Source organism: [Actinomadura] parvosata subsp. kistnae (assembly GCF_900323885.1).
GTDB lineage: Bacteria > Actinomycetota > Actinomycetes > Streptosporangiales > Streptosporangiaceae > Nonomuraea > Nonomuraea composti.
Genome location: NZ_OOHJ01000011.1, coordinates 458,210 through 478,789, shown reverse-complemented (window position 1 = coordinate 478,789; position 20,580 = coordinate 458,210). Strand labels below are relative to the sequence as shown.

Below are 20,580 nucleotides of genomic sequence, written 5' to 3'. Positions count from 1 at the left end.
CCAGCGGCGTGGAGAGCGCGCCGGGCGTCAAGGACTCCCGGCTGATCGAGGAGTTCCTGCGGAGCGTCCGTGGATGAGCTGTTCCGCGGGCCGGCTCTCGGCCGCGGCGGGGCGGCGGCGGACCTGGCGCGGGCGCTGGCCTTCCTCCAGGAGTTCGCGCGGCGCAGGGCGCCCGTGGTGGTGCCGGTGGCGGGCGGGTTCGGGGTGCTCGACGATCGGTTCCCCGGCTCGTACGACGACAACAAGCTCGTCGTCACGGCGGCCGAGGCCGAGCCCGGGCGGCTGATCGCGGCGGCCGACGAGGTGCTGTCCGGGCGTGAGCACCGGCTCGTCTGCGTCGACGACGACCGCCTCGGCACGGCCTGCGCGCCCGCGTTCGCGGCGGCCGGCTACGAGCACGAGACGAACCTCGTCATGGTCTTCCGCGGCCAGATCCCGCACGACGCGCCCCCGGCCGAGCGGCTGAGTCCGGCGGAGCTGGAGCCGGTGCTGCGGCGCGACTGGCGCCGCACGCTGCCGCAGGCCCCCGACGAGGTGATCGACGGGCTCGCCAGGCGCGTGGAGTCCCGGGTGCGGGGCGCCGACCAGGTGGGCTTCCGCGCCGTGCGGGCACCGTCCGGCGACATCGCGGCCCGCGCCGACCTGTACGCGCAGGGCGGGGTCGCGCAGATCGAGAGCGTCTTCACCGGCGAGGAGCACCGGGGCAGAGGCTACGCGCGGGCCCTGATGGAGGCGCTGCTGGCCGAGGCCGCCGGCGCCGAGCTGATCTTCCTGGTGGCCGACGCGGCCGACTGGCCCCGCCACTTCTACGCCAGGCTCGGCTTCGAGGAGGTCGGCCGCACCCACGCGTTCCTGCGCACCTGACCCCGAGCCCCTCTGGCCGCAGGAGGCACGGGACGCGAGCGCTGCCGCGCAGTTCCACGCAGTAGGGTCTGCTCGTGAGCGAAACTTCCGCCGAGGACCGGATCTGGACGGTTCCTAACCTGCTGAGCTTCCTGCGTCTCCTGGGCGTCCCCGTGTTCCTCTGGCTGGTTCTCGTGCCCCAGGCGGACGGCTGGGCCATCGGCGTGCTGGCGGTGGCCGGTTTCACGGACTGGCTCGACGGAAAGATCGCCCGGGCGTTCAACCAGACCAGCAGGCTCGGCCGGCTCATCGACCCGGCGGCGGACAAGCTCTACGTCTTCGCCACGATCTTCGCGCTCCTGTTGCGCGAGGTCATCCCGTGGTGGCTGGTCGTGGTCATCCTCGGCCGCGAACTCTTGGTCGCGAGTTCCTTCCCCGTACTTCGCAAATACCGATATAAGGCACTTCAAGTGCATTTCCTGGGCAAGGCCGCCATGTTCAACCTCATGTACGCCTTCCCGCTCCTCTTCCTTGCCTCCCACTCTGGGTGGTATGCCGAAATAGCCCGGATTGTCGGGTGGGCGTTCGCGCTCTGGGGAACAGGCCTGTACTGGTGGGCGGGGGTGCTGTATGTGGTACAGGTGCGCCAACTCGTAACCGCGGCCAAGCTGAAGGGGTGATCGGGTGAAGGCGGTCGTCATGGCGGGCGGGGAGGGCACTCGGCTACGACCGATGACCGCCAACCAGCCCAAACCGCTGCTCCCGGTGGCCAACCGTCCGATCATGGAGCACGTGCTGCGCCTGCTCAAGCGGCACGGCGTCACCGAGACGGTGGTGACGCTGCAGTTCCTGGCCGCGCTCGTGCGCAACTACTTCGGCGACGGCGACGAGCTGGGCATGAGCCTCCAGTACGCCACCGAGGACGTGCCGCTCGGCACCGCCGGCAGCGTCAAGAACGCCGCCGACCGCCTCCGCGACGACCGATTCCTGGTGATCTCCGGAGATGCCCTGACGGATATTGATTTATCCGACATGATCCGTTTTCACCGGGAAAATGGGGCTCTCGTGACGATCGGCCTCAAACGCGTCCCGAACCCCCTCGAATTCGGCATCATCATCGTCGACGACGAAGGCCGCGTGCAGCGCTTCCTGGAGAAGCCCACCTGGGGCCAGGTCTTCTCCGACACCGTCAACACCGGCATCTACGTCATGGAACCCGAGGTCCTCGACGCGGTCGCGACCGGCGAGCCCGTCGACTGGTCCTCCGACGTCTTCCCCGCCCTCCTCGAGCGCGGCGCCGCCATCTACGGCTACGTCGCCGACGGCTACTGGGAGGACGTCGGCACCCACGACAGCTACCTCAAGGCCCAGGCCGACGCCTTATCCGGCAAGGTCGAGCTGGACGTCGGCGGCTTCGAGCTCTCCCCGGGCGTCTGGGTCGCCGACTCCGCCTCCGTGGACCCCGACGCCGTCCTCAAGGGCCCCCTGCTCATCGGCGACTACGCCAAGGTGGAGGCGGGCGCCGAGCTGCGCGAGTACACCGTCCTCGGCAACAACGCGGTCGTGCGCGAGGGCGCGTTCCTGCACCGCGCGGTCGTCCACGACAACGTCTACCTCGGCCCCGGCGCCCACCTGCGCGGCTGCGTCATCGGCAAGAGCACCGACGTGATGGCCGGCGCCCGCATCGAGGAGAACGCGATCATCGGCGACGAATGCGTCATCGAGGCCGAGGCGTACGTCTCCAGCGGGGTCAAGGTCTACCCGTTCAAGACCATCGAGGCGGGCGCGGTCGTCAACACCAGCGTCATCTGGGAGTCGCGCGGCCAGCGCAACCTGTTCGGCCCCCGGGGCGTCAGCGGCCTGGTCAACGTCGAGATCACCGCCGAGCTGTGCGTGCGCCTGGCCAGCGCGTACGCCACCACCCTCAGGAAGGGCGAGTACGTCGTCACCTCCCGCGACTGCTCGCTGGCCGCCAGGGCGCTCAAGCGGGCCGTCATCGGCGCGCTCACCGCCGGCGCCATCAACGTCCTCGACCTGGAGGCCGCGCCGCTGCCCGTCACCCGCTTCCACACCGCGCGCGAGTCGGCCGCCGGCGGCATCGCGCTGCGCACCACCCCGGGCGACCCGCAGAGCGTGGACATCGTCATCATGGACGACCGCGGCGCCGACCTGCCGCCGGCCGCGCAGCGCAAGCTGGAGCGGGTCTTCTCCCGCCAGGAGTTCCGGCGCGCCTTCCCCGGCGAGATCGCCGAGCTGGCCTACCCCTCCAGGGTCTTCGAGAGCTACACCCACGAGCTGCTGCGCAACGTCGGCGTCGAGGGCGTGCGCGACATGAAGGTCGTCGTGGACTGCGCCGGCGGCACGTCCTCGCTGGTGCTGCCCACCCTGCTCGGCCGGCTCGGCGTCGAGGTGCTCACCGTCAACGCCCGCCTCGACGACGTCTCGCCCACCGAGACGCTGGCCGAGCGCCGCCGCGACCTGCAGCGCCTGTCGGAGCTGGTCAGCAGCTCGCGGGCGGCGTTCGGGGTGCGCTTCGACCCGGTCGGCGAGCGCATCGCCCTGGTGGACGAGAAGGGCCAGCTCATCAGCGAGGAACGGGCCCTGCTCGTCGTGCTCGACCTGGTCGCCGCCGAGCGCAGGGGCGGCCAGGTGGCGCTGCCGGTGACCACGACGCGCGTCGCCGAGCAGGTGTGCCGCTTCCACGGCGTGCAGGTGCAGTGGACCTCCACCGCCCAGGACGCCCTGACCTCCGCCGCCGCCGGCCCCGACATGATCTTCGCGGCCGACGGGCGCGGCGGGTTCGTCGTGCCGGAGTTCAGCCCCGCCATCGACGGGCTGGCCGCCTTCATCCGGCTGCTCGGCCTGGTCGCCCGCACCCGGCTCTCGCTCAGCCAGATCGACGCGCGCATCCCCGAGGTCAAGCTGCTCAAGCGCACCGTCCCCACGCCGTGGGCGACCAAGGGCGCCGTCATGCGCTCGGTCATCGAGGCGGCCGAGGCGGAGGCCTCCGCCGCCGAGCAGGGGCAGCGCATCGACACCACCGACGGCGTGCGGGTGACCCGCGACGACGGGAGCTGGGTGCTGGTGCTGCCCGCCGCCGCCGAGCCCGTCACGGACCTGTGGGCCGAGGCCGCGGACATGGACGGCGCGCAGGCCCTCATCGAACGCTGGGCCCGGATCGTGGAACAGGCCGCGGGGTGATACTGTCACACGCTGTGATCGGAAAGGGTTTGCCGAAGATGTGCCCAGGGAGTGCCGCAAGATCGTAATGTAGAAACGCGCGGCGGCATGGACCACGGGGCGGGGGCGGCGGTAACTTTGTCTGCGTCCGAACCAACGTGCAGCGCCCCGCCTTGACCTTTGCCGCTGATCAGCGTAAGTTGCGGCATTCGCAAACGTGAAAAAGCGAAGCGAGGCGCGCCCTGAGCACCGTCGCCGCGTCTTCGCGGTAGGAGGCCGAGCCGATCGATGCCGAGCGTCTACTGCACGCAGTGCGGGCACGCCAACCCCGAGGATGCCCGTTTCTGTTCCCGCTGTGGGTCACCGCTGACCAGACCCGAGGTCTCCGGGGACACCACATCGACGATCTCCGTCGCGGGAATCGAGGCGTACGAGGCTGAGACAGGCGACATGCTCCTGGCCGAGCGGGCGCTGGTCGAGCAGTTGCCGCCCGGCACGGCGTTGCTCACGGTGACCAGGGGCCCCAACCAGGGCAGCCGGTTCCGGCTCGACAAGGACCTGACCACCACCGGGCGGCACCCCGAGAGCGACATCTTCCTCGACGACATCACGGTCTCCCGCCGGCACGTCGAGTTCTACCGCCACCGCGGCGGCCAGTTCTCCGTGCGCGACGTGGGCAGCCTCAACGGCACCTACGTCAACCGGGAGCGCATCGAGGAGGTTCCTCTGCACTCCGGAGACGAGGTGCAGATCGGCAAGTTCCGCCTTCTCTTCCTGATGCGGGGCAACTCCGGCGCATGAGCGGGCGCAGTGAGCGACTCACGGAGACGGGCGGCCGTCGGCGGGAGGCGGCATGAGCTCCCAGGCGGCCCGCTCGCACATGAGCATCGGAGAGGTGCTCGCGCTCTTGCAGGGCGAGTTCCCCGACGTGACGATCTCGAAGATCAGGTTCCTGGAGGGCGAGGGCCTGATCGAGCCCGAGCGCAGCCCGTCCGGCTACCGCAAGTTCACCCACCTGCACGTGGAGCAGCTGCGCTTCATCCTCACCGAGCAGCGTGACCACTACCTGCCGCTGCGGGTGATCAAGGACAGGATGGCCGAGAGCTTCGGCCGCCCGCGCGCGCTGCAGCAGCCGCAGGAGACCAGGCTCAGCCGGGCCGAGCTGCTGGAGGCCGCCGGCATCGACGAGGAGACCCTCGCCGAGCTGGAGGACTACGGCCTGCTCGCCCCCGTGGCCAGGCGCTACGACGAGGAGGCGCTCAAGGTGGCCCGCACCGTGGGCGCCCTGGCCCGCTTCGGCCTGCACGCCCGCCACCTGCGGGCGGTCAAGGCGGCGGCCGAGCGGGAGGCCGGGCTCGTCGAGCAGACGGTCGCCCCCATACTCAAACGGCGCCGCCCGGGAGCCATCGGCGAGGCCGACGAGGTCGCCAGAGAGCTGTCCACGCTGTTGCTCGACCTGCACGCGTCCCTGGTGCGCACAGGGGTCCGATCGGTGCTAGGGCGTTGAGACCGTAGCGAGCTGGGAGGCGGAGGCACATTCCAGGCCCCCCGGGTGTTACGTTGAATTGCGAAGCCAAGTCAGCAGAAGCGATGATCGAAGAGCTGTGCCGGGTGACCGGTCAGGAATACGGAGCAGCCCGTGTTGCAGATGGAGGTCGTGGGCGTTCGAGTTGAAATGCCCACAAATCAGCCGATCGTCTTGCTCAAGGAGGCACACGGGGAGCGGTTCCTTCCTATATGGATTGGCATGACCGAAGCCACGGCCATCGCGCTGGCCCAGGCGGAGGAGCCTCCGCCGCGGCCGCTCACCCACGACCTCTTCCGAGACGTGCTGAGCGCCCTGGGTGTCGGCCTGCGCGCGGTCAACATCGTCGCCCTGCGCGACGGCATCTTCTTCGCCGATCTGGTGTTCTCCAACGGCGTGGAGGTGAGCGCGCGGCCGTCCGACTCGATCGCGCTCGCCCTGCGCACCGGGGCGCGCATCTTCGCCAGCGAGGAGGTCGTCCAGGAGGCCGGGGTGATCATCCCGGACGACCAGGAGGACGAGGTGGAGAAGTTCAGGGAGTTCCTTGACACGATCACTCCCGAGGACTTCGGCAGGGCGGGGTAGGTATTTCAGTGCATTTACGCTTCACGACGCGCCGAGCCGGATCGTTGACTGTGCCTGGTCACGGTCCTACGGTGCAAGTGAAACCCGTGGTCGCCCTTTATGAACCCCCAGATCAGGCCACGGGATGAGAGAAAGCCGGAGGTCCGCGTGGCGGTCAGCAGCGGCGAGGGAAAGACGGCCGGCCAGGAAGATCCGGTGCGGCGCGAGAGCGCGCGGCAGCGTGCCGGGGAGCAGGGCCTGCTCTTCGACGAGCAGCCGACGACGCTGCCGGGCGACATCGGATACCGCGGGCCGACGGCCTGCGCCGCGGCCGGCATCACCTACAGGCAGCTCGACTACTGGGCCCGCACGGGCCTCGTGGAGCCCACCATCAGGGCGGCGCACGGGTCGGGCTCCCAGCGGCTCTACAGCTTCCGCGACATCCTGGTGCTCAAGGTCGTCAAGCGGCTCCTCGACACCGGGGTGTCGCTGCAGCAGATCCGCACGGCCGTGCAGCACCTGCGTGACCGCGGGGTCGCCGACCTCGCGCAGATCACGCTCATGAGCGACGGCGTCAGCGTCTACGAGTGCACCTCGGCCGACGAGGTGATCGACCTGCTCCAGGGTGGCCAGGGCGTGTTCGGCATCGCGCTCGGGCGGGTCTGGCGAGAGGTCGAGGGCTCCCTCGCGGAGCTGCCGGGGGAACGCGCGGCGGTCGAGGACACCGTCCCGGCCGATCACCCCGCTGACGAGCTGGCCCGCAGGCGCCGCGCCCGGCGCACCGGCTGAAACGGCTTCGCGCCCCGCACCACCCGGCCGAGCCCCCTCCCGAATCCGGCGCCGCCCGCCCGGCGCCCGGGTCCCCCGCATCCCCGCTCGCCTTGCAGCGGCGCACCCGTGTGCCTCGAAGCCGGCTCGAGCGTGGCCGGAAGCGGGTCCAATGACCGGTTATCGGGGGCTACCGTAGTAATCTAGGACAGCAAGGCTGACGACCCCGTGCGGGAGAGTCCCCGGGCACGTCCCGGGGCGCCGAAGGAGCAACCCTCCCCGGAATCTCTCAGGCATCCAGTACCGCTCGGGCGAGGCAACTCTGGAAAGCAGGCGCACCCGCCAGGCGCGCCTCACCGACGGTGCAAGCCCCACCGGGGGTGAAGCTCTCAGGTCGTGGCGCCGACGCAGGTGAAGGGGCCGCGCTGACAGAGGGGGAGACCCGGCACTCGCCCGCGCCCTGGCGCCGGTCTCCATAAGCCTCGGGAGGCACACCCCATGACCGACCTGTCAGCTCCGCCGTTCTCGTCCAGGCACATCGGCCCGTCGGAGTCCGAGCAGCAGCGCATGCTCGAGGCCGTGGGCTTCGAATCCGTCGCGGACCTGGTGGCGGTGGCCGTGCCCGAGGCGATCAGGGCCAAGGACAAGCTCAAGCTGCCCGCCGCCATCGGCGAGGCCGAGGCCATCGCCGAGCTGCGCGCCCTGGCCGGGCGCAACCGCGTGCTCACCTCCATGATCGGCCTGGGCTACTACGACACCGTCACCCCCGGCGTCATCCGGCGCAACCTGCTGGAGAACCCGGGCTGGTACACCGCCTACACGCCGTACCAGCCGGAGATCTCGCAGGGCCGCCTGGAGGCGCTGCTGAACTTCCAGACGGTCGTCTCCGACCTCACCGGCCTGCCCGTCGCCGGCGCGTCCCTGCTGGACGAGGGCACCGCCGCCGCCGAGGCCATGACGCTCGCGCGCCGGGCCGGCAAGTCCAAGAGCGACGTGTTCGTCGTGGACGCCGACGCGCTGCCCCAGACCAAGGCCGTGCTGGCCACCCGCGCCGAGCCGCTCGGCATCACGCTCGTCGAGCACGACCTCGACGGCGACCTGCCCGAGTGCTTCGGGCTGCTCGTGCAGTACCCCGGCGCCTCCGGGCGGCTGCGCGACTTCCGCGCCGTGGCCGCCGCCGCGCACGAGGCCGGCGCGCTCGTCGTCGCCGCCGCCGACCTGCTCGCCCTGACGCTGGTCGCCGCCCCCGGCGAGCTCGGCGCCGACATCGCCGTCGGCTCCTCGCAGCGGTTCGGGGTGCCGTTCGGGTTCGGCGGGCCGCACGCCGCCTACATGTCCGTACGCGAGGGGCTGCAGCGCCAGCTCCCCGGCCGCCTGGTCGGCGTGTCCGTCGACGCCGACGGCGACCCCGCCTACCGCCTGGCCCTGCAGACCCGGGAGCAGCACATCCGCCGCGAGAAGGCCACCAGCAACATCTGCACCGCCCAGGTGCTGCTCGCCGTCATCGCGAGCATGTACGCCGTCTACCACGGCCCCGAGGGCCTGCGCGGCATCGCCCACCGGGTGCACCGCTACGCCACCGCCCTGGCCGAGGGGCTGCGCGGCGCCGGCGTGGAGGTCGTGCACGGCGAGTTCTTCGACACCGTACTCGCCCGCGTCCCCGGCAGGGCCGCCGCCGTCGTGGCCGCCGCCGCCGAGCAGGGCGTCAACCTCTGGCAGGTGGACGACGACCACGTCTCCATCGCCTGCGACGAGAAGACCGGCGCCGCCGAGGTGGCCAAGGTCTGGGCCGCCTTCGGGGTGAGCGGCGTCGAGGCCGACCCCGAGAACGCCCCCGACGCGCTGCCGTCCGCGCTGCTGCGCGAGACCCCGTACCTGACGCACCCCGTCTTCCACAGCCACCGCTCCGAGACCGCGATGCTGCGCTACCTGCGCCGGCTCCAGGACAAGGACATCGCGCTGGACCGCTCGATGATCCCGCTCGGCTCCTGCACCATGAAGCTGAACGCGACCACCGAGATGGAGCCGATCACCTGGCCCGAGTTCGCCGCGATCCACCCGTACGCGCCGGCCGAGCAGACCGAGGGCTACCAGGAGCTGATCGGCACGCTGGAGGGCTGGCTGGCCGAGGTGACCGGCTACGACGCCGTCTCCATCCAGCCGAACGCTGGCTCGCAGGGCGAGTTCGCCGGGCTGCTGGCCATCCGCGCCTACCACCGGGCCAACGGCCAGGGCGAGCGCGACGTGTGCCTCATCCCGTCCTCCGCCCACGGCACCAACGCCGCCAGCGCCGTCATGGCCGGCATGCGCGTCGTGGTCGTGGCCTGCGACGACGACGGCAACGTGGACCTCGCCGATCTCGACGCCAAGATCGAGAAGCACCGCGACCGGCTGGCCGCGATCATGGTGACGTACCCGTCCACGCACGGCGTGTACGAGGAGACCATCACCGAGGTGTGCGCCAAGGTGCACGACGCCGGCGGCCAGGTGTACGTCGACGGCGCCAACCTCAACGCCCTCGTCGGCCTGGCCAAGCCCGGCGAGTTCGGGGCCGACGTGTCCCACCTCAACCTGCACAAGACGTTCTGCATCCCGCACGGCGGCGGCGGGCCCGGCGTCGGCCCGGTCGCCGTCCGCGCCCACCTGGCCGCCTACCTGCCCGGCCACCCGCTGCACAACGGCACCCCCGTCGGCCCCGTCGCCGCCGCCCCGTACGGCTCGGCCGGCATCCTGCCGATCTCGTGGGCGTACGTCAGGATGATGGGCGCCGACGGCCTCACCGCGGCCACCGAGCAGGCCATCCTGTCGGCCAACTACCTGGCCAGGCGCCTGGCCCCGCACTACCCGGTGCTCTACACCGGCCGCGGCGGCCTGGTGGCGCACGAGTGCATCGTGGACCTGCGCCAGATCACCAAGGAGACCGGCGTCACCGTGGACGACGTGGCCAAGCGCCTCATCGACTACGGCTTCCACGCGCCCACCATGTCGTTCCCCGTCGCCGGGACCCTCATGATCGAGCCCACCGAGAGCGAGGACCTGGGCGAGCTCGACCGGTTCGTGGACGCCATGATCGCCATCCGCGGCGAGATCGCCAAGGTGGCCTCCGGCGAGTACGACAAGACCGACAACCCGCTGCGCAACGCCCCGCACACGGCCGAGGCGGTCACCGCCGACGAGTGGCCGCACCCGTACAGCCGCTCCGAGGCCGCCTACCCGCTGCCGTCGCTGCGCGAGGGCAAGTACTGGGTGCCGGTGCGCCGCATCGACCAGGCCTACGGCGACCGCAACCTGGTGTGCTCGTGCCCGCCCCTCGAGGCGTACGAGGACTGATCCCCGACACGCGCGGGGCGCGCACACCGCGTCCCGCTTGCCCGGAAATGCGTCGCGGCAGCTCCGGGCACGCGGGACGCCCGCGGCGCCGGATCCGGCCAGTCCTTCACCGTCAAGTGAGCAGACATGATCGCCAATAGTCGTTAGGCTCGGTGCGACCGCCGCCCCAAGGAGCTCCCTTGACGTCCTCTGAGCTGGAGACCCCGCCCCTCGACACCGCCCGCCTGCTGGCCGAGCGCGGTGACCTCGAGGCCGCCGCCCGCATCCTGGGCGAGCTGGCCGCCGACCCCGACGATCCCGACCGGGCACAGGCCGCCGTCGGGCTCGCCGTGGTCCTCGACCAGCGCGGCGACGTCGACGGCGCCCGGGCCGCCGCCAGGGCCGCGCTGGCCACCGGCCACCCCGAGTACGCCGCGCAGGCCGCCTGCCACCTCGCGCAAGGGTTCGAGCGGGAGGGCCGCGACGAGCAGGCCAGAGGCGCCTGGCAGGCCGTGCTCGGCGTCGGCACCGCCGCTTACGTGCCGCTCGCCCACCTCGCCCTCGCCCGGCTCGCCGTCCGCGCGGAGCACCTGGAGGAGGCGGAGAAGGAGTTCCGCGCCGCCATGGACACCGGCGCGCGGGGCGGCGACGAACGCGTCGGCGCGCAGGCCGCCGCCGAGCTCGCCGAGCTGATGATGGAGCACGGGGAACCAGGAGCGGCCGCCGAGGTGCTCCTCGACGCCCTGGAGTTCGCGCCCGGAGACGAGGTGCCCGCGCTGCGGGTCCGGCTCGGCATCGCGCACCTGGAGCTGGCCTGCGCCGAGTTCGCCGAGAGCGTCGAGGGCGGGGCCGACGCGCAGACCAGCGCCCTGGCGATCGAGCTGCTCGCCCGCACGCTGCCGCTGCGCGGCCGCGACGAGGACGCGGGGCGGGTGTGGTCGTACGGGCTGGAGCACGAGGACGAGACCCTGGCCGCCGAGGTACGCCTGCGCTTCCACCGCGACACCTGACCCGGGCTCCTCCTCAGCCCGTCGCGGCCCTTCGAGTCGCGGCCCTTCGAGTCGCGGTCCTTCGAGAGGGTCAGGAGCGTCGCATGATCGCGACCGCGGCCGCCACGTTGATCACCACGATCGCCATCCAGGCCACCAGCAGCCCGGCTCCGCCCGCGCTGGCCGCCACCGCCGTCAGCGGCACGCCGATGCCCAGCGAGCCCAAGGCGATCGGGACCATCGGATGGCGGCGCGGGGCGGATCGTACGGGGTCGTGATGGTCCAGCTCGGCCCGCACCCGAGCGGCGATCGTGGCGTCGAGCCGCTCCACGAACGAGTCGATGAGCGCGCTCTCGTACTCCGGACCCAGATCTCGACGAGCGTCGAGCGTAGCCTGTAGTTCATCCCGGAGGCGTTTGTCTGGCATAGAGGACATCATCCCTGCTGAGCGGCGCGCCGTCATCCGCCCTGAGGGCTAGGGGCCGCTCCTCCCCAGGTACGGTGCTGCCATGCAGGTGATGACCCCGAGAGGGCCGGCGCTGGTGGAGATCGACGAGGCCGCCGCGGACCCGCGGCTGCTGCTGGTGCTGACCCACGGCTCGGCCGGGGGCGTCGACGCTCCTGACCTGCTGGCCGTACGGGACGCCGCGCTCGCCGCCGGGGCCACCGTGGCCAGGGTGACGCAGGCGTTCAGGGTGGCGGGGGCGCGGGCGCCGGGCTCGCCGGCCAAGCAGGACGAGGCGTGGGAGATCGTCCTGGGCGAGCTGCGCGCCGGCCGGGAGCGGCTGCCCCTCGTGCAGGGCGGGCGGAGCAACGGGGCACGGGTGGCGTGCCGCACGGCCAAGGCGGTCGGCGCGGCGGCGGTGGTGGCGCTGGCCTTCCCCCTGCATCCGCCGGGCAAGCCGGAACGTTCCCGCGCCGACGAGCTGCGGGGCGCCGGGGTGGACGTGCTGGTGGTGAACGGGGACCGCGACCCGTTCGGGATCCCCAACGCGGCGGACGCGGCACGGCTGGTCGTGCTGCCGGGGGAGAACCACGACCTCAAGCGCGACCCCGCCAAGGTGGGCGAGGTCGTCACCGACTGGATCATGCACTACGCGAAGCCGTGACGGCGGCCTCCGCCACGCGCGGTGCCGGCTCCGTGGCGCGGCACCGGGGCGAGCCTGCCGCCACTCGCGGCTCGTGCGGCCTGTGGGCGGCTCGTGGGCGGCTTGTGGGCGCGGCTTGTGCCTGAGGCCGCCGCTACTGGCGCGGGGCCCGCGGGCGGCTCATGCGGCTCGTGGGTGGCCGGGCGTTCGCCTTCAGGCGCGCGGCCAGGTGTGGCTGCTCGCCGTGGTGGTCAGGCGGCGCCGACCACGGGGCGGTGCGGGGCGATGGCGGTGCCGCTGGGCAGGAGCTCGCCGGTGTCCTCGAACAGGACGACTCCGTTGCAGAGCAAACTCCACCCCTGCTCGGGGTGGCAGGCGAGGGTGCGTGCCGCCTCGCGGTCTGGCGCCTCGGCATCCGGACAGGCCGGGTCGTGCGGGCACATCGGCGTGCCTCCGATATCTCGTAAGGGTTCGCTCCCGTTCTGGAGGGGCGGGAGCCTGCTCGGTAGTTGTGCTGGCAAGTGTGCGACGTATGTCACTCGTTCCGACATAGCCCGTTCGGACTGTTACAGGAGGATCCCCGGATCGTGTGACCTTCGACACAGCGTGCCTTATGCAGGATAACGGGCCAAGCGCGACACGCGCATCACGTTTGCAATCCCTTGAGAAGAGCGTCGAGTCCGCGCTCGAAGTCCAAATCGGCTCTTTCGTCCCGTCTGACCCATTCATCAACTTCCGGGTCGGCCCAGCCTGATTGCTGCACCTCCACCGCCACGCTCCCGAACACGAACGCCCGCAGCGCCCGCACGGCCTCCGCCGCGCCGTCCAGGCCGCCGTCGGCGAGCTGCTCGACCTGCTCCCTGATCGCGAGCGCCGTGGCGCCCTTGGGCGGCTTGGTGAGCGCCAGCGCCAGGACGCCCGGATGGTCGCGCAGCAGCTCCCTGCTGGCCCGGCACCACGCCTTGGCCGTCTCCTGCCAGGTGGGGCCCTGCTCGACGTGCACGGCCGTGACGTGCTCGGCCAGGGCGTCCATCAGCGCCTCCTTGCCGCGGGGCAGGTGGTGGTAGATGGCCATCGCCTCCACCTGGAGAGCGTCGCCCAGCCGGCGCATCGTGAGCCTGCGCAGGCCCTGGCTGTCGGCGATGTGGAGTGCGGCCTCGATGATGCGCTCGCGGGACAGGGGCACCGGCGGTCTCTTGGCGGGCATGGTGATCATCTTACTATGTAAAGGCGCTCGCTCCGGGGCGATTTCCGCCCGTGTCGCGCGACGGCGTACGCTAGGCGGTTGAACGAGTACCGACAGCTTTGAAAGGGCCGGGTCGATGGCGTTTTTCCGTCCGCGGGTGAGCCGGGAGGCAGAGGTCCGCTACCACGCGGACCAGGAGATCTCCAAGAGCTTCCCCGAGTTGCTCGACAAGGCCAGGCAGGCCGAGCAGACGCTGCGTGAGCTGCGCGCCGCCGGGGCCGACGAGATCGAGCTGCTCGCGGCCGGGCGGGCGTTCGACAAGGCGCTCACGGAGGCCCTGAGGGCCGCCGAGGCGGGGCAGCGGGCCACGTTCGGGGTCAAGGCCTACGACGACCGGATCGCCCGCCGCAAGGCCAAGGCGACGCCGGCGGGGGCCATGTGGACGGCCGAGGTCGAGCGGCTGCGCACCCTCCGCGAGGACAACCGCCTCTGGGGCATCCCCCGCGTCCCGCGCCCGTTGCCCGCCACCGCCTGACCCGACCAGGCAACTCGCCCGCCCTCAGACGACGGCCTGCCCCCAGATGGTGGCTCGCCCTCAGACGGCGGGCCATTCTGGCGACAGCGCGCCGAGTGAGACGGCGCATGCCATGTGTTGTGCACGCCATTCAGGGCGCAGCGTGTCACGTATGGCGGTGCATGCCACGGTTGGCGGTGCGTGCCCGGTTGGCGTGGCACGCTGTGCCCACATGGCACCACGCCGCGCGCCGTGCCTCCTGCGAGGGCGCGCCCGTGACGGTGGCACGCGCCCGTGTGGCGGTGCGCCCGTGACGGCGGCACGCGCCCGAGTGGTGGGGCGCCCGTGTGACGGCGCGCCTTCTGCGAGCGGTGCGCCCGTGCGAGGGCACGTCCGTGCGTGGGCGCGGCTCCTGCGATCGCGCGCCTCCCGAGCGGCGCGCTCTCCGAGGTGAGATGCCCTTGCGGCGGTGCGCCTCCCGCGAGAGCGATGCGCCGTCCGAGACGAGGTGCCCTCCTCGGGGTGCGTCGTCTCCCGTGACGGCGGGCCCCCGAAAGACGTGTGGGACGCGCGAGAGCCCCGGCGCCGATGGGAGGTGCCGGGGCTCGCGCGTGTTCGGGCCCGGCCGAGGGGGCCGGGCACGGGGTCAGCTGGCCCAGTCGAGCAGGGGGCGGGTGTTGCTCGGGTGGCGGAGCTTGGACAGCGACTCCTTCTCGAGCTGCCGGATCCGCTCCCGGGTCAGCCCCAGGTGCTTGCCGATCTCGTCGAGGGTGTGCGGCTTGCCGTCCACCAGGCCGAAGCGCAGCGCCATGATCTTGGACTCGCGCGGCGAGAGGTTGTCGAGCACGCCCCGGAGCTGGTCGCCCAGGAGCTGGCGGTCGACGATCTCGGACGCCTCGGGGGAGTCGACGTCCTCGATGAGGTCGCCGATCGTGGTCTCGCCGTCCTCGCCGATCGTCGCGTTCAGCGAGATCGGCTGGCGGCTGGTGCGCAGCAGCTCCTCGATCTGGTCGGGGGTCTTGTCGAGCTCGACGGCCAGTTCCTCGGGCGTGGGCTCGCGGCCGAGGCGCTGGTGCATGTCGCGCTCGACGCGCGACAGCTTGGAGAGCATCTCCAGCACGTGCACGGGCAGCCGGATGGTGCGGGCCGAGTCGGCGAAGCCGCGCTGGATGGCCTGCCTGATCCACCACATGGCGTACGTGGAGAACTTGAAGCCCTTGGTGTAGTCGAACTTCTCCACGGCCCTGATCAGCCCGAGGTTGCCCTCCTGGACGACGTCCAGCAGCGACATGCCGCGGTCGGTGTACTTCTTGGCGACCGAGACCACGAGCCGCAGGTTGGCCTCCAGCATGTGGTCCTTGGCCTGCCGGCCGTCCTCGACCACGAGGTGCAGGTCCTCCTGGACGGACGGGGGCAGGTCGGGCTGGGTCTCCAGCTTGTACTCGGCGTACAGCCCGGCCTCGATGCGCCGGGCCAGCTCGACCTCCTGGGCGGCGGTGAGCAGGGTGCGGCGGCCGATGGACTTGAGGTAGGTGTGCACGGAGTCGCCCATGACGGACTGCGTGTCGTCCAGGTCGAGCGGCTCGTTGTCCAGCTCGGCGTCCTCGCTCAGGACGAGGTCGTCGGGGACGTCCTCCTCGTGCTCGGGCTTGGCCTCGGGCGGCGTCACGGCCTTGGCGGCGGCGGCGGTTCCGCTGGGAGCGGAGGTTTTTGCCTCGCCGGCCTTGCGGCCGGTAGTCTTTACCCGCGAGGTCGTCTTCTTGGCGGTGGCCGGCTTCTTCTGGGTCTTCTTCGGGGCGGTGGTGCTGAGAGACGGCTCGTTCTCGGCGGCCAGGCTCACGCCGGCCTCTGACAGCTCGCGCAGGATCGTGCGGCCTTCAGAGGGGCTGATGCCGGCCTCGGCGAATGCGTCACGCAGCTCCGCCAGAGAAAGGTGACCCTGGGCTCGCCCTCGTTCAATCAGCTGGTCGAGAGTTGCGGGTGGGGTCGCCACGGCGGTTCTGGGCATGAGGACACCTCCTCCGTACGGAGTGGAAGCGATCAGGCAGGTTGTGGTGGGGCGGTTTCGCGTCCGCACGGCGCACCAGTATCAATAACGCCAATCGCCGTCATTTGTTCCCGTACGCCCCTGCGAGATGAAAAAGGGGCGGTTCGCCCCTTGTGCGGAACCACCCCTGCGGCAGGTCTATTCCGCGGGCTCGGTCTGCCCGGACACGGTGCCCCCAGGGCCGGACTCGACCTGCTCGGGCCCGACCTCGAACTGGCCGGGCGTCACTTCGGGCATCGGCATGGGCTCGGCGTCCTCCATCCGCTCGTCGGTCCAGTAGTCGATGACCTCGCGCGGGTCGGGGTTGACCTCGGTGGAGACCACGACGCCGTCGTCGCTGGTGCTCTTGGGGGCCGGGGCCTGCTGCTCACCGGACGGCGACGCCTTCTCCACCACGGCTCGGGTCTCCCTCGCGACCTGGTCGAGCTTGCCCGCCGAGGCGGCCGCCGCGACTGAGGCGCCCCCGACGACGATGACGCCGACGACGGCCGCGGATGCCCACATCTTGCGGGTCTGGTCCATGAAGGCTCCCTCCTTCTCCCCAATATGACGCAGCCGCAACTCGTCAGGTTCCTGCCCTCAGCCGTACCAGATCGGTCTTGCCGTTGGGCAGCAGGGGCAGTGCGGGGACGAGCCGCAGGTCGCGCGGGGCGGCGTGAGGGGGAAGCCTATCGCGGCAGTACGCCCTCAATTGCTCAAGCGTGGGCGGTGTGCCGGGGTTGGCGGGCACGACGACGGCGGTGACCAGCTCGCCCCATTCGCGGTCCGGCGTGCCGATCACGGCCGCGTCGGCGACCTCCGGGTGGGTGCGCAGCACGTCGGTCACGGCGCCGGCCACGACCTTCTCGCCGCCGGTGTTGATGACGTCGTCGGCCCGGCCCAGCACGCGCAGCCGGCCCTCGCGCAGCTCGCCGAGGTCGGAGGTGACGAACCAGCCGCCGTCGAACGGGGCGGCGGGCACGCCGAAGCGGTAACCGGAGAACAGCACCGGGCCCGCGATCCTGATCAGGCCGTCCTCGCCGATCTTGACGTCCACGCCGTCGAGGGGCCGCCCGTCGTACACGCAGCCGCCGCTCGTCTCGCTCGACCCGTACGTGGTCACGATGCGCGCGCCCCGCTCCCTGGCGCGCTCCAGCAGGCCGGGAGGGGCGGCGGCGCCGCCGAGCACGATCGTCCTGAACACCGACAGGTCGGCTCCCGCCTCCACCAGCCGGTGGAGCTGGGTGGGCACGAGGGAGACGTGGTCGGCGCCCGAGCGCAGCACCGCGCCGGGGTCGAACGCCGGATGGATGATGGGCTCGCTGCCGGACAGCAGGGCGCGTACCAGGACCTGGAGGCCGGAGACGTGCGCGACGGGCAGGCAGCACAGCCAGCGCTCGCCCTCGGCGGCCTCGACGCGGCGCAGCGAGGCCGCCGCCGAGGCGCGCAGGGCGGCGGCGGAGAGCAGCACGCCCTTGGGCGCGCCGGTGCTGCCACTGGTGGCGATCACCACCGCCACGTCGCCGGGCACGCCCTCGCCGCCGTGGAGCGGGACGCCGTCGGCGTGCGTGGGACGCAGGGCGGCCACCGCCGCGCCGGCGTGGCCGGGGGACAGGGGGAGGACCGCGGGCCCGTCACCGGACAGGGCGTCGCGCACGGCCGCGAACAGGGCGGGGCCCGGAGGCTGCACAATGGCATGCAGCGGACGGTCCGGATGCGACGGGTTCCTCCACATGCTCGTAAGGTTAATGGCGACAGGTCGGACAGCGGCGCAGGGGAGGGTCGTGACGCGTTCTCCCGTGGCTCCAGCGGGTCCCAGAGTCTTCAGGATCCCGATGCGCACGCGGTTCCGGGGGCAGACCGTCAGGGAAGGGGTGCTGCTGCACGGCCCGGCGGGGTGGGGCGAGTTCTCGCCGTTCCCCGAATACGGCCCGCGCGAGAGCGCCCGGTGGCTGGCGTGCGCGCGCGAGGCGGCCTTCGAGGGCTGGCCCGAGCCGGTACGCGACAGCGTGCCGGTGAACGCGACCGTCCCCGCGGTTGACCCCGAGTCGGCCCACGAGATCGTGCGCCGCTCGGGCTGCGCCACGGCCAAGGTCAAGGTGGCCGAGCGGGGGCAGACGTTCGACGACGACCTCGCCAGGGTCGAGGCCGTCCGCGACGCGCTCGGCCCCTCCGGGCGGCTGCGCGTCGATGCCAACGGCGCCTGGGAGCCCGGCGAGGCCGTGCGCAGGCTCAAGCGGCTCGACCGCTTCGACCTGGAGTACGCCGAGCAGCCGTGCGCCACGCTCGACGAGCTGGCGGCCGTGCGGCGGGCCTGCGACGTGCCCATCGCGGCCGACGAGTCGATCCGCCGCGCCGACGACCCGCTGCGGGTGCGCGCGGCCGAGGCCGCCGACATCGCCGTGGTCAAGGTGCAGCCGCTGGGCGGGGTGCGCGCCGCGCTGCGCGTGGTGGAGGCGTGCGGGCTGCCGGCCGTGGTGTCCAGCGCCGTCGAGACGTCCGTGGGGCTCGCGGCCGGGTTAGCGCTGGCGGCGGCGCTGCCGGCGCTGCCGTACGCGTGCGGGCTCGGCACGGTGTCGCTGCTGTCGGGCGACGTGGTGGCGGACCCGCTGGTGCCGGTGGACGGCCGGCTGGCGGTCAGGCGCCCCCCGGTAGATTTTCAGTATTTGTCGGCTTTTGAGATTGAATCTCCCCAGTGGCTTCGCCGGATGCAGGAGGCCTCACGTTGAACCCCGCTACCGCGCTGGCCACCGTACTGGTCGACGAGCTGGTGCGCTGCGGCCTGACCGACGTGGTGCTGGCCCCCGGCTCCCGCTCCGCCCCGCTCGCGCTCGCCCTGCACGCCGAGTCCCGGGTCCGCCTGCACGTGCGTGTGGACGAGCGCTCCGCCTCCTACCTCGCCCTCGGCCTCGCCAAGCGCTCCGAGCGGCCCGTCGCGCTCATCTGCTCCTCCGGCACCGCCACCGCGAACTTCCACCCGGCCGTCATCGAGGCCGGCGAATCGGGCGTACCGCTGCTCGTGCTCACCGCCGACCGCCCGCCCGAGCTGCGCGGCACCGGCGCCAACCAGACGATCGACCAGATCAAGCTGTTCGGCGCCGCCACCCGCTGGTTCGCCGAGGTCGGCGTCCCCGAGGACCGTCCCGGGCAGGTCGCCTACTGGCGTTCCCTGGCCTGCCGCGCCTACCAGCGCGCCGCCGGCGCCGGCAACCCCGGCCCCGTGCACCTCAACCTCGCCTTCCGCGAGCCGCTGATCCCCGACGGCGACACCGCCTGGTGCGAGCCGCTCGACGGCGGCGTCTCCGGGCCGTGGGTGCGGGCCCGCGTCGCGCCCCCGCCCATCGCCCTGCACATCCCGCCCACCAGGCGGGGCGTCCTCGTCGTCGGCGACGGCGCCGCCAACGTGCGCCGCTACGTCGCCGCCGCCGGCATGGCCGGCTGGCCCGTCCTGTCCGAGCCGAACGGCGGCGCCCGCTACGGCGACCACGCCATCTCCACCTACCACTACCTGCTCAGCACGCCCGAGTTCGCCGACACGCACCGGCCCGACGTCGTCGTCACCCTGGGCCGGCCCGGCCTGTCGCGGCCGCTGCTGTCGTGGCTGCGGCGGGCCGAAGAGCACATCGTCGTCGCCCCCGACCTCGACCGCTGGCCCGACCCCACCCGCTCCGCCACCCAGGTCGCCCAGGCCGTCGAGATCCCCGTCGCCTCCGGCGACGACTCCTGGCTGCACGCCTGGCGCCAGGCCGACCTCGCCGTCCGCACCGCCATGGACGAGGTCCTCGACCTGTCCGGCACCAGCGAGCCGCGCCTGGCCAGAGACCTCGTCGACGCCCTGCCCAACGGCGCCCTGCTGTTCTGCGGCTCCTCCATGCCCATCCGCGACCTCGACCAGGCCATGCGGCCCCGGCGCGGCATCCGCCTCATGGCCAACCGCGGCGCCTCCGGCATCGACGGGCTCGTCTCCACCGCCATGGGGGCCGCCCTCGCGCACAACGGGCCGTCGTACGCGCTGCTCGGCGACCTGTCGTTCCTGCACGACCAGAACGGGCTCATCCTCGGGCCCCGCGAGCCGCGGCCCGACATCTGCTACGTCGTCGTCAACAACGACGGGGGCGGCATCTTCTCGCTGCTGCCGCAGGCCGCCGTCCGGGATCCGTTCGAGCGGGTCTTCGGGACGCCGCACGGTGTGGACCTCGGGTACGTGGCCGCCGCCACCGGGACGCCGTACACGCTGGTGGGGGACATCGGCGACCTGCCGAAGGCGTTGCGAGGGGAAGGGCCCCGGATCGTGGAGGTGCGGACGGACCGGGAGGAGAACGTGCTGGTGCACGCCCGGCTCCGGGACGCGGCCCAGGACGCCGTCCGCTCCTACCTCGCCCCCTGACGCGGCCCGCCCCTCCCGGCCCACCGCCTGCGCCCGCCCTTCGACCCCACCCACCTGGGCCTCCGGGCGGGGCTTCCCGGCAGGGCCTCCTGGTAGGGCCCGTGGCAGGGCCTCCTGGTATGGCGTCCCGGCGGGGCCTCTGGGCGGGGCCTTCCGGCGGGGCCTCCCGGCACGGCCTCCTGGTAGGGCCCGTGGCAGGGC

The 20,580-nt window shown here is 72.3% G+C and carries 19 protein-coding genes and 1 riboswitch; of the genes, 13 read left to right on the top strand and 6 right to left on the bottom strand.

All coding sequences use genetic code 11. The features are described from left to right. Positions 1-69 precede the first annotated feature (69 nt). The 9 genes from KIS93_RS12895 to KIS93_RS12855 all read left to right on the top strand — a co-directional run bounded on the left by KIS93_RS12895 (position 70) and on the right by KIS93_RS12855 (position 11,199). Positions 70-864 (top strand): GNAT family N-acetyltransferase, encoded by a 795-nt coding sequence (locus KIS93_RS12895; protein WP_080040282.1) that lies wholly within the window; start codon positions 70-72, stop codon positions 862-864. A 74-nt stretch (positions 865-938) separates the two neighbouring features. Continuing rightward, on the top strand, positions 939-1,523 hold the full coding sequence (clsA, locus tag KIS93_RS12890; RefSeq protein WP_080040281.1) for a cardiolipin synthase ClsA: 585 nt from the start codon (positions 939-941) through the stop codon (positions 1,521-1,523). A gap of 4 nt (positions 1,524-1,527) precedes the next feature. Then, positions 1,528-4,044: a mannose-1-phosphate guanyltransferase gene (locus tag KIS93_RS12885; RefSeq protein ID WP_080040280.1), complete on the top strand. Its 2,517-nt coding sequence runs from the start codon at positions 1,528-1,530 to the stop codon at positions 4,042-4,044. Positions 4,045-4,311: 267 nt separating this feature from the next. Beyond that, positions 4,312-4,824, top strand: a complete 513-nt coding sequence (locus KIS93_RS12880) for an FHA domain-containing protein (protein WP_080040279.1) — start codon at positions 4,312-4,314, stop codon at positions 4,822-4,824. A 52-nt stretch (positions 4,825-4,876) separates the two neighbouring features. Further along, positions 4,877-5,530, top strand: a complete 654-nt coding sequence (gene ftsR, locus KIS93_RS12875; protein ID WP_222107436.1) for a transcriptional regulator FtsR — start codon at positions 4,877-4,879, stop codon at positions 5,528-5,530. A gap of 132 nt (positions 5,531-5,662) precedes the next feature. Then, entirely contained in the window at positions 5,663-6,133 is a 471-nt protein-coding gene (locus KIS93_RS12870; protein ID WP_090771501.1) for a bifunctional nuclease family protein, read from the top strand. Positions 6,134-6,280: 147 nt separating this feature from the next. Then, positions 6,281-6,901, top strand: coding sequence for a MerR family transcriptional regulator (locus tag KIS93_RS12865; RefSeq protein WP_155127945.1), 621 nt, complete (start codon positions 6,281-6,283; stop codon positions 6,899-6,901). A gap of 200 nt (positions 6,902-7,101) precedes the next feature. Then, positions 7,102-7,196, top strand: a riboswitch (glycine riboswitch). 182 nt (positions 7,197-7,378) lie between these two features. Next, on the top strand, positions 7,379-10,210 hold the full coding sequence (gene gcvP, locus KIS93_RS12860; RefSeq protein WP_080040277.1) for an aminomethyl-transferring glycine dehydrogenase: 2,832 nt from the start codon (positions 7,379-7,381) through the stop codon (positions 10,208-10,210). Between the two features lie 179 nt (positions 10,211-10,389). Continuing rightward, positions 10,390-11,199, top strand: coding sequence for a tetratricopeptide repeat protein (locus KIS93_RS12855; protein WP_080040276.1), 810 nt, complete (start codon positions 10,390-10,392; stop codon positions 11,197-11,199). A 70-nt stretch (positions 11,200-11,269) separates the two neighbouring features. Here the strand turns inward: KIS93_RS12855 and KIS93_RS12850 are convergent, their stop codons facing one another. Beyond that, positions 11,270-11,605, bottom strand: a complete 336-nt coding sequence (locus tag KIS93_RS12850; RefSeq protein ID WP_222107435.1) for a hypothetical protein — start codon at positions 11,603-11,605, stop codon at positions 11,270-11,272. Positions 11,606-11,687: 82 nt separating this feature from the next. Between KIS93_RS12850 and KIS93_RS12845 the strand changes: the two genes are divergently transcribed. Further along, complete coding sequence (locus tag KIS93_RS12845; protein WP_080040274.1) at positions 11,688-12,287, top strand: alpha/beta hydrolase family protein; 600 nt, start codon at positions 11,688-11,690, stop codon at positions 12,285-12,287. A 230-nt stretch (positions 12,288-12,517) separates the two neighbouring features. On the opposite strand, the gene KIS93_RS12840 is transcribed toward KIS93_RS12845, so the two are convergent. Together KIS93_RS12840 and KIS93_RS12835 are read right to left on the bottom strand one after the other, a co-directional pair. Further along, complete coding sequence (locus tag KIS93_RS12840; protein ID WP_080040273.1) at positions 12,518-12,709, bottom strand: DUF5999 family protein; 192 nt, start codon at positions 12,707-12,709, stop codon at positions 12,518-12,520. A gap of 203 nt (positions 12,710-12,912) precedes the next feature. Next, a complete protein-coding gene (locus KIS93_RS12835) occupies positions 12,913-13,473 on the bottom strand; it encodes a TetR/AcrR family transcriptional regulator C-terminal domain-containing protein (protein ID WP_186404131.1) in 561 nt (186 codons plus the stop codon). Positions 13,474-13,609: 136 nt separating this feature from the next. On the opposite strand from KIS93_RS12835, the gene KIS93_RS12830 reads away from it, so the two are divergent. Beyond that, positions 13,610-13,987: a hypothetical protein gene (locus KIS93_RS12830; RefSeq protein WP_230466316.1), complete on the top strand. Its 378-nt coding sequence runs from the start codon at positions 13,610-13,612 to the stop codon at positions 13,985-13,987. A 625-nt stretch (positions 13,988-14,612) separates the two neighbouring features. On the opposite strand, the gene KIS93_RS12825 is transcribed toward KIS93_RS12830, so the two are convergent. From KIS93_RS12825 to KIS93_RS12815, 3 genes are all read right to left on the bottom strand, one after another. Further along, positions 14,613-15,974 carry an RNA polymerase sigma factor gene (locus KIS93_RS12825; RefSeq protein ID WP_080040270.1) on the bottom strand — a complete coding sequence of 454 codons (1,362 nt, stop codon included), beginning with the start codon at positions 15,972-15,974 and terminating at the stop codon, positions 14,613-14,615. Between the two features lie 177 nt (positions 15,975-16,151). Beyond that, on the bottom strand, positions 16,152-16,535 hold the full coding sequence (locus KIS93_RS12820) for a hypothetical protein (RefSeq protein ID WP_080040269.1): 384 nt from the start codon (positions 16,533-16,535) through the stop codon (positions 16,152-16,154). Between the two features lie 43 nt (positions 16,536-16,578). Further along, positions 16,579-17,727, bottom strand: a complete 1,149-nt coding sequence (locus KIS93_RS12815) for an AMP-binding protein (protein ID WP_080040268.1) — start codon at positions 17,725-17,727, stop codon at positions 16,579-16,581. Positions 17,728-17,827: 100 nt separating this feature from the next. On the opposite strand from KIS93_RS12815, the gene KIS93_RS12810 reads away from it, so the two are divergent. Both KIS93_RS12810 and menD read left to right on the top strand, forming a co-directional pair. Continuing rightward, positions 17,828-18,721: an o-succinylbenzoate synthase gene (locus KIS93_RS12810; protein ID WP_230466315.1), complete on the top strand. Its 894-nt coding sequence runs from the start codon at positions 17,828-17,830 to the stop codon at positions 18,719-18,721. Further along, complete coding sequence (menD, locus tag KIS93_RS12805) at positions 18,718-20,379, top strand: 2-succinyl-5-enolpyruvyl-6-hydroxy-3-cyclohexene-1-carboxylic-acid synthase (RefSeq protein ID WP_080040266.1); 1,662 nt, start codon at positions 18,718-18,720, stop codon at positions 20,377-20,379. Before KIS93_RS12810 ends, menD begins: the two co-directional genes overlap by 4 nt. Positions 20,380-20,580 lie beyond the last annotated feature (201 nt).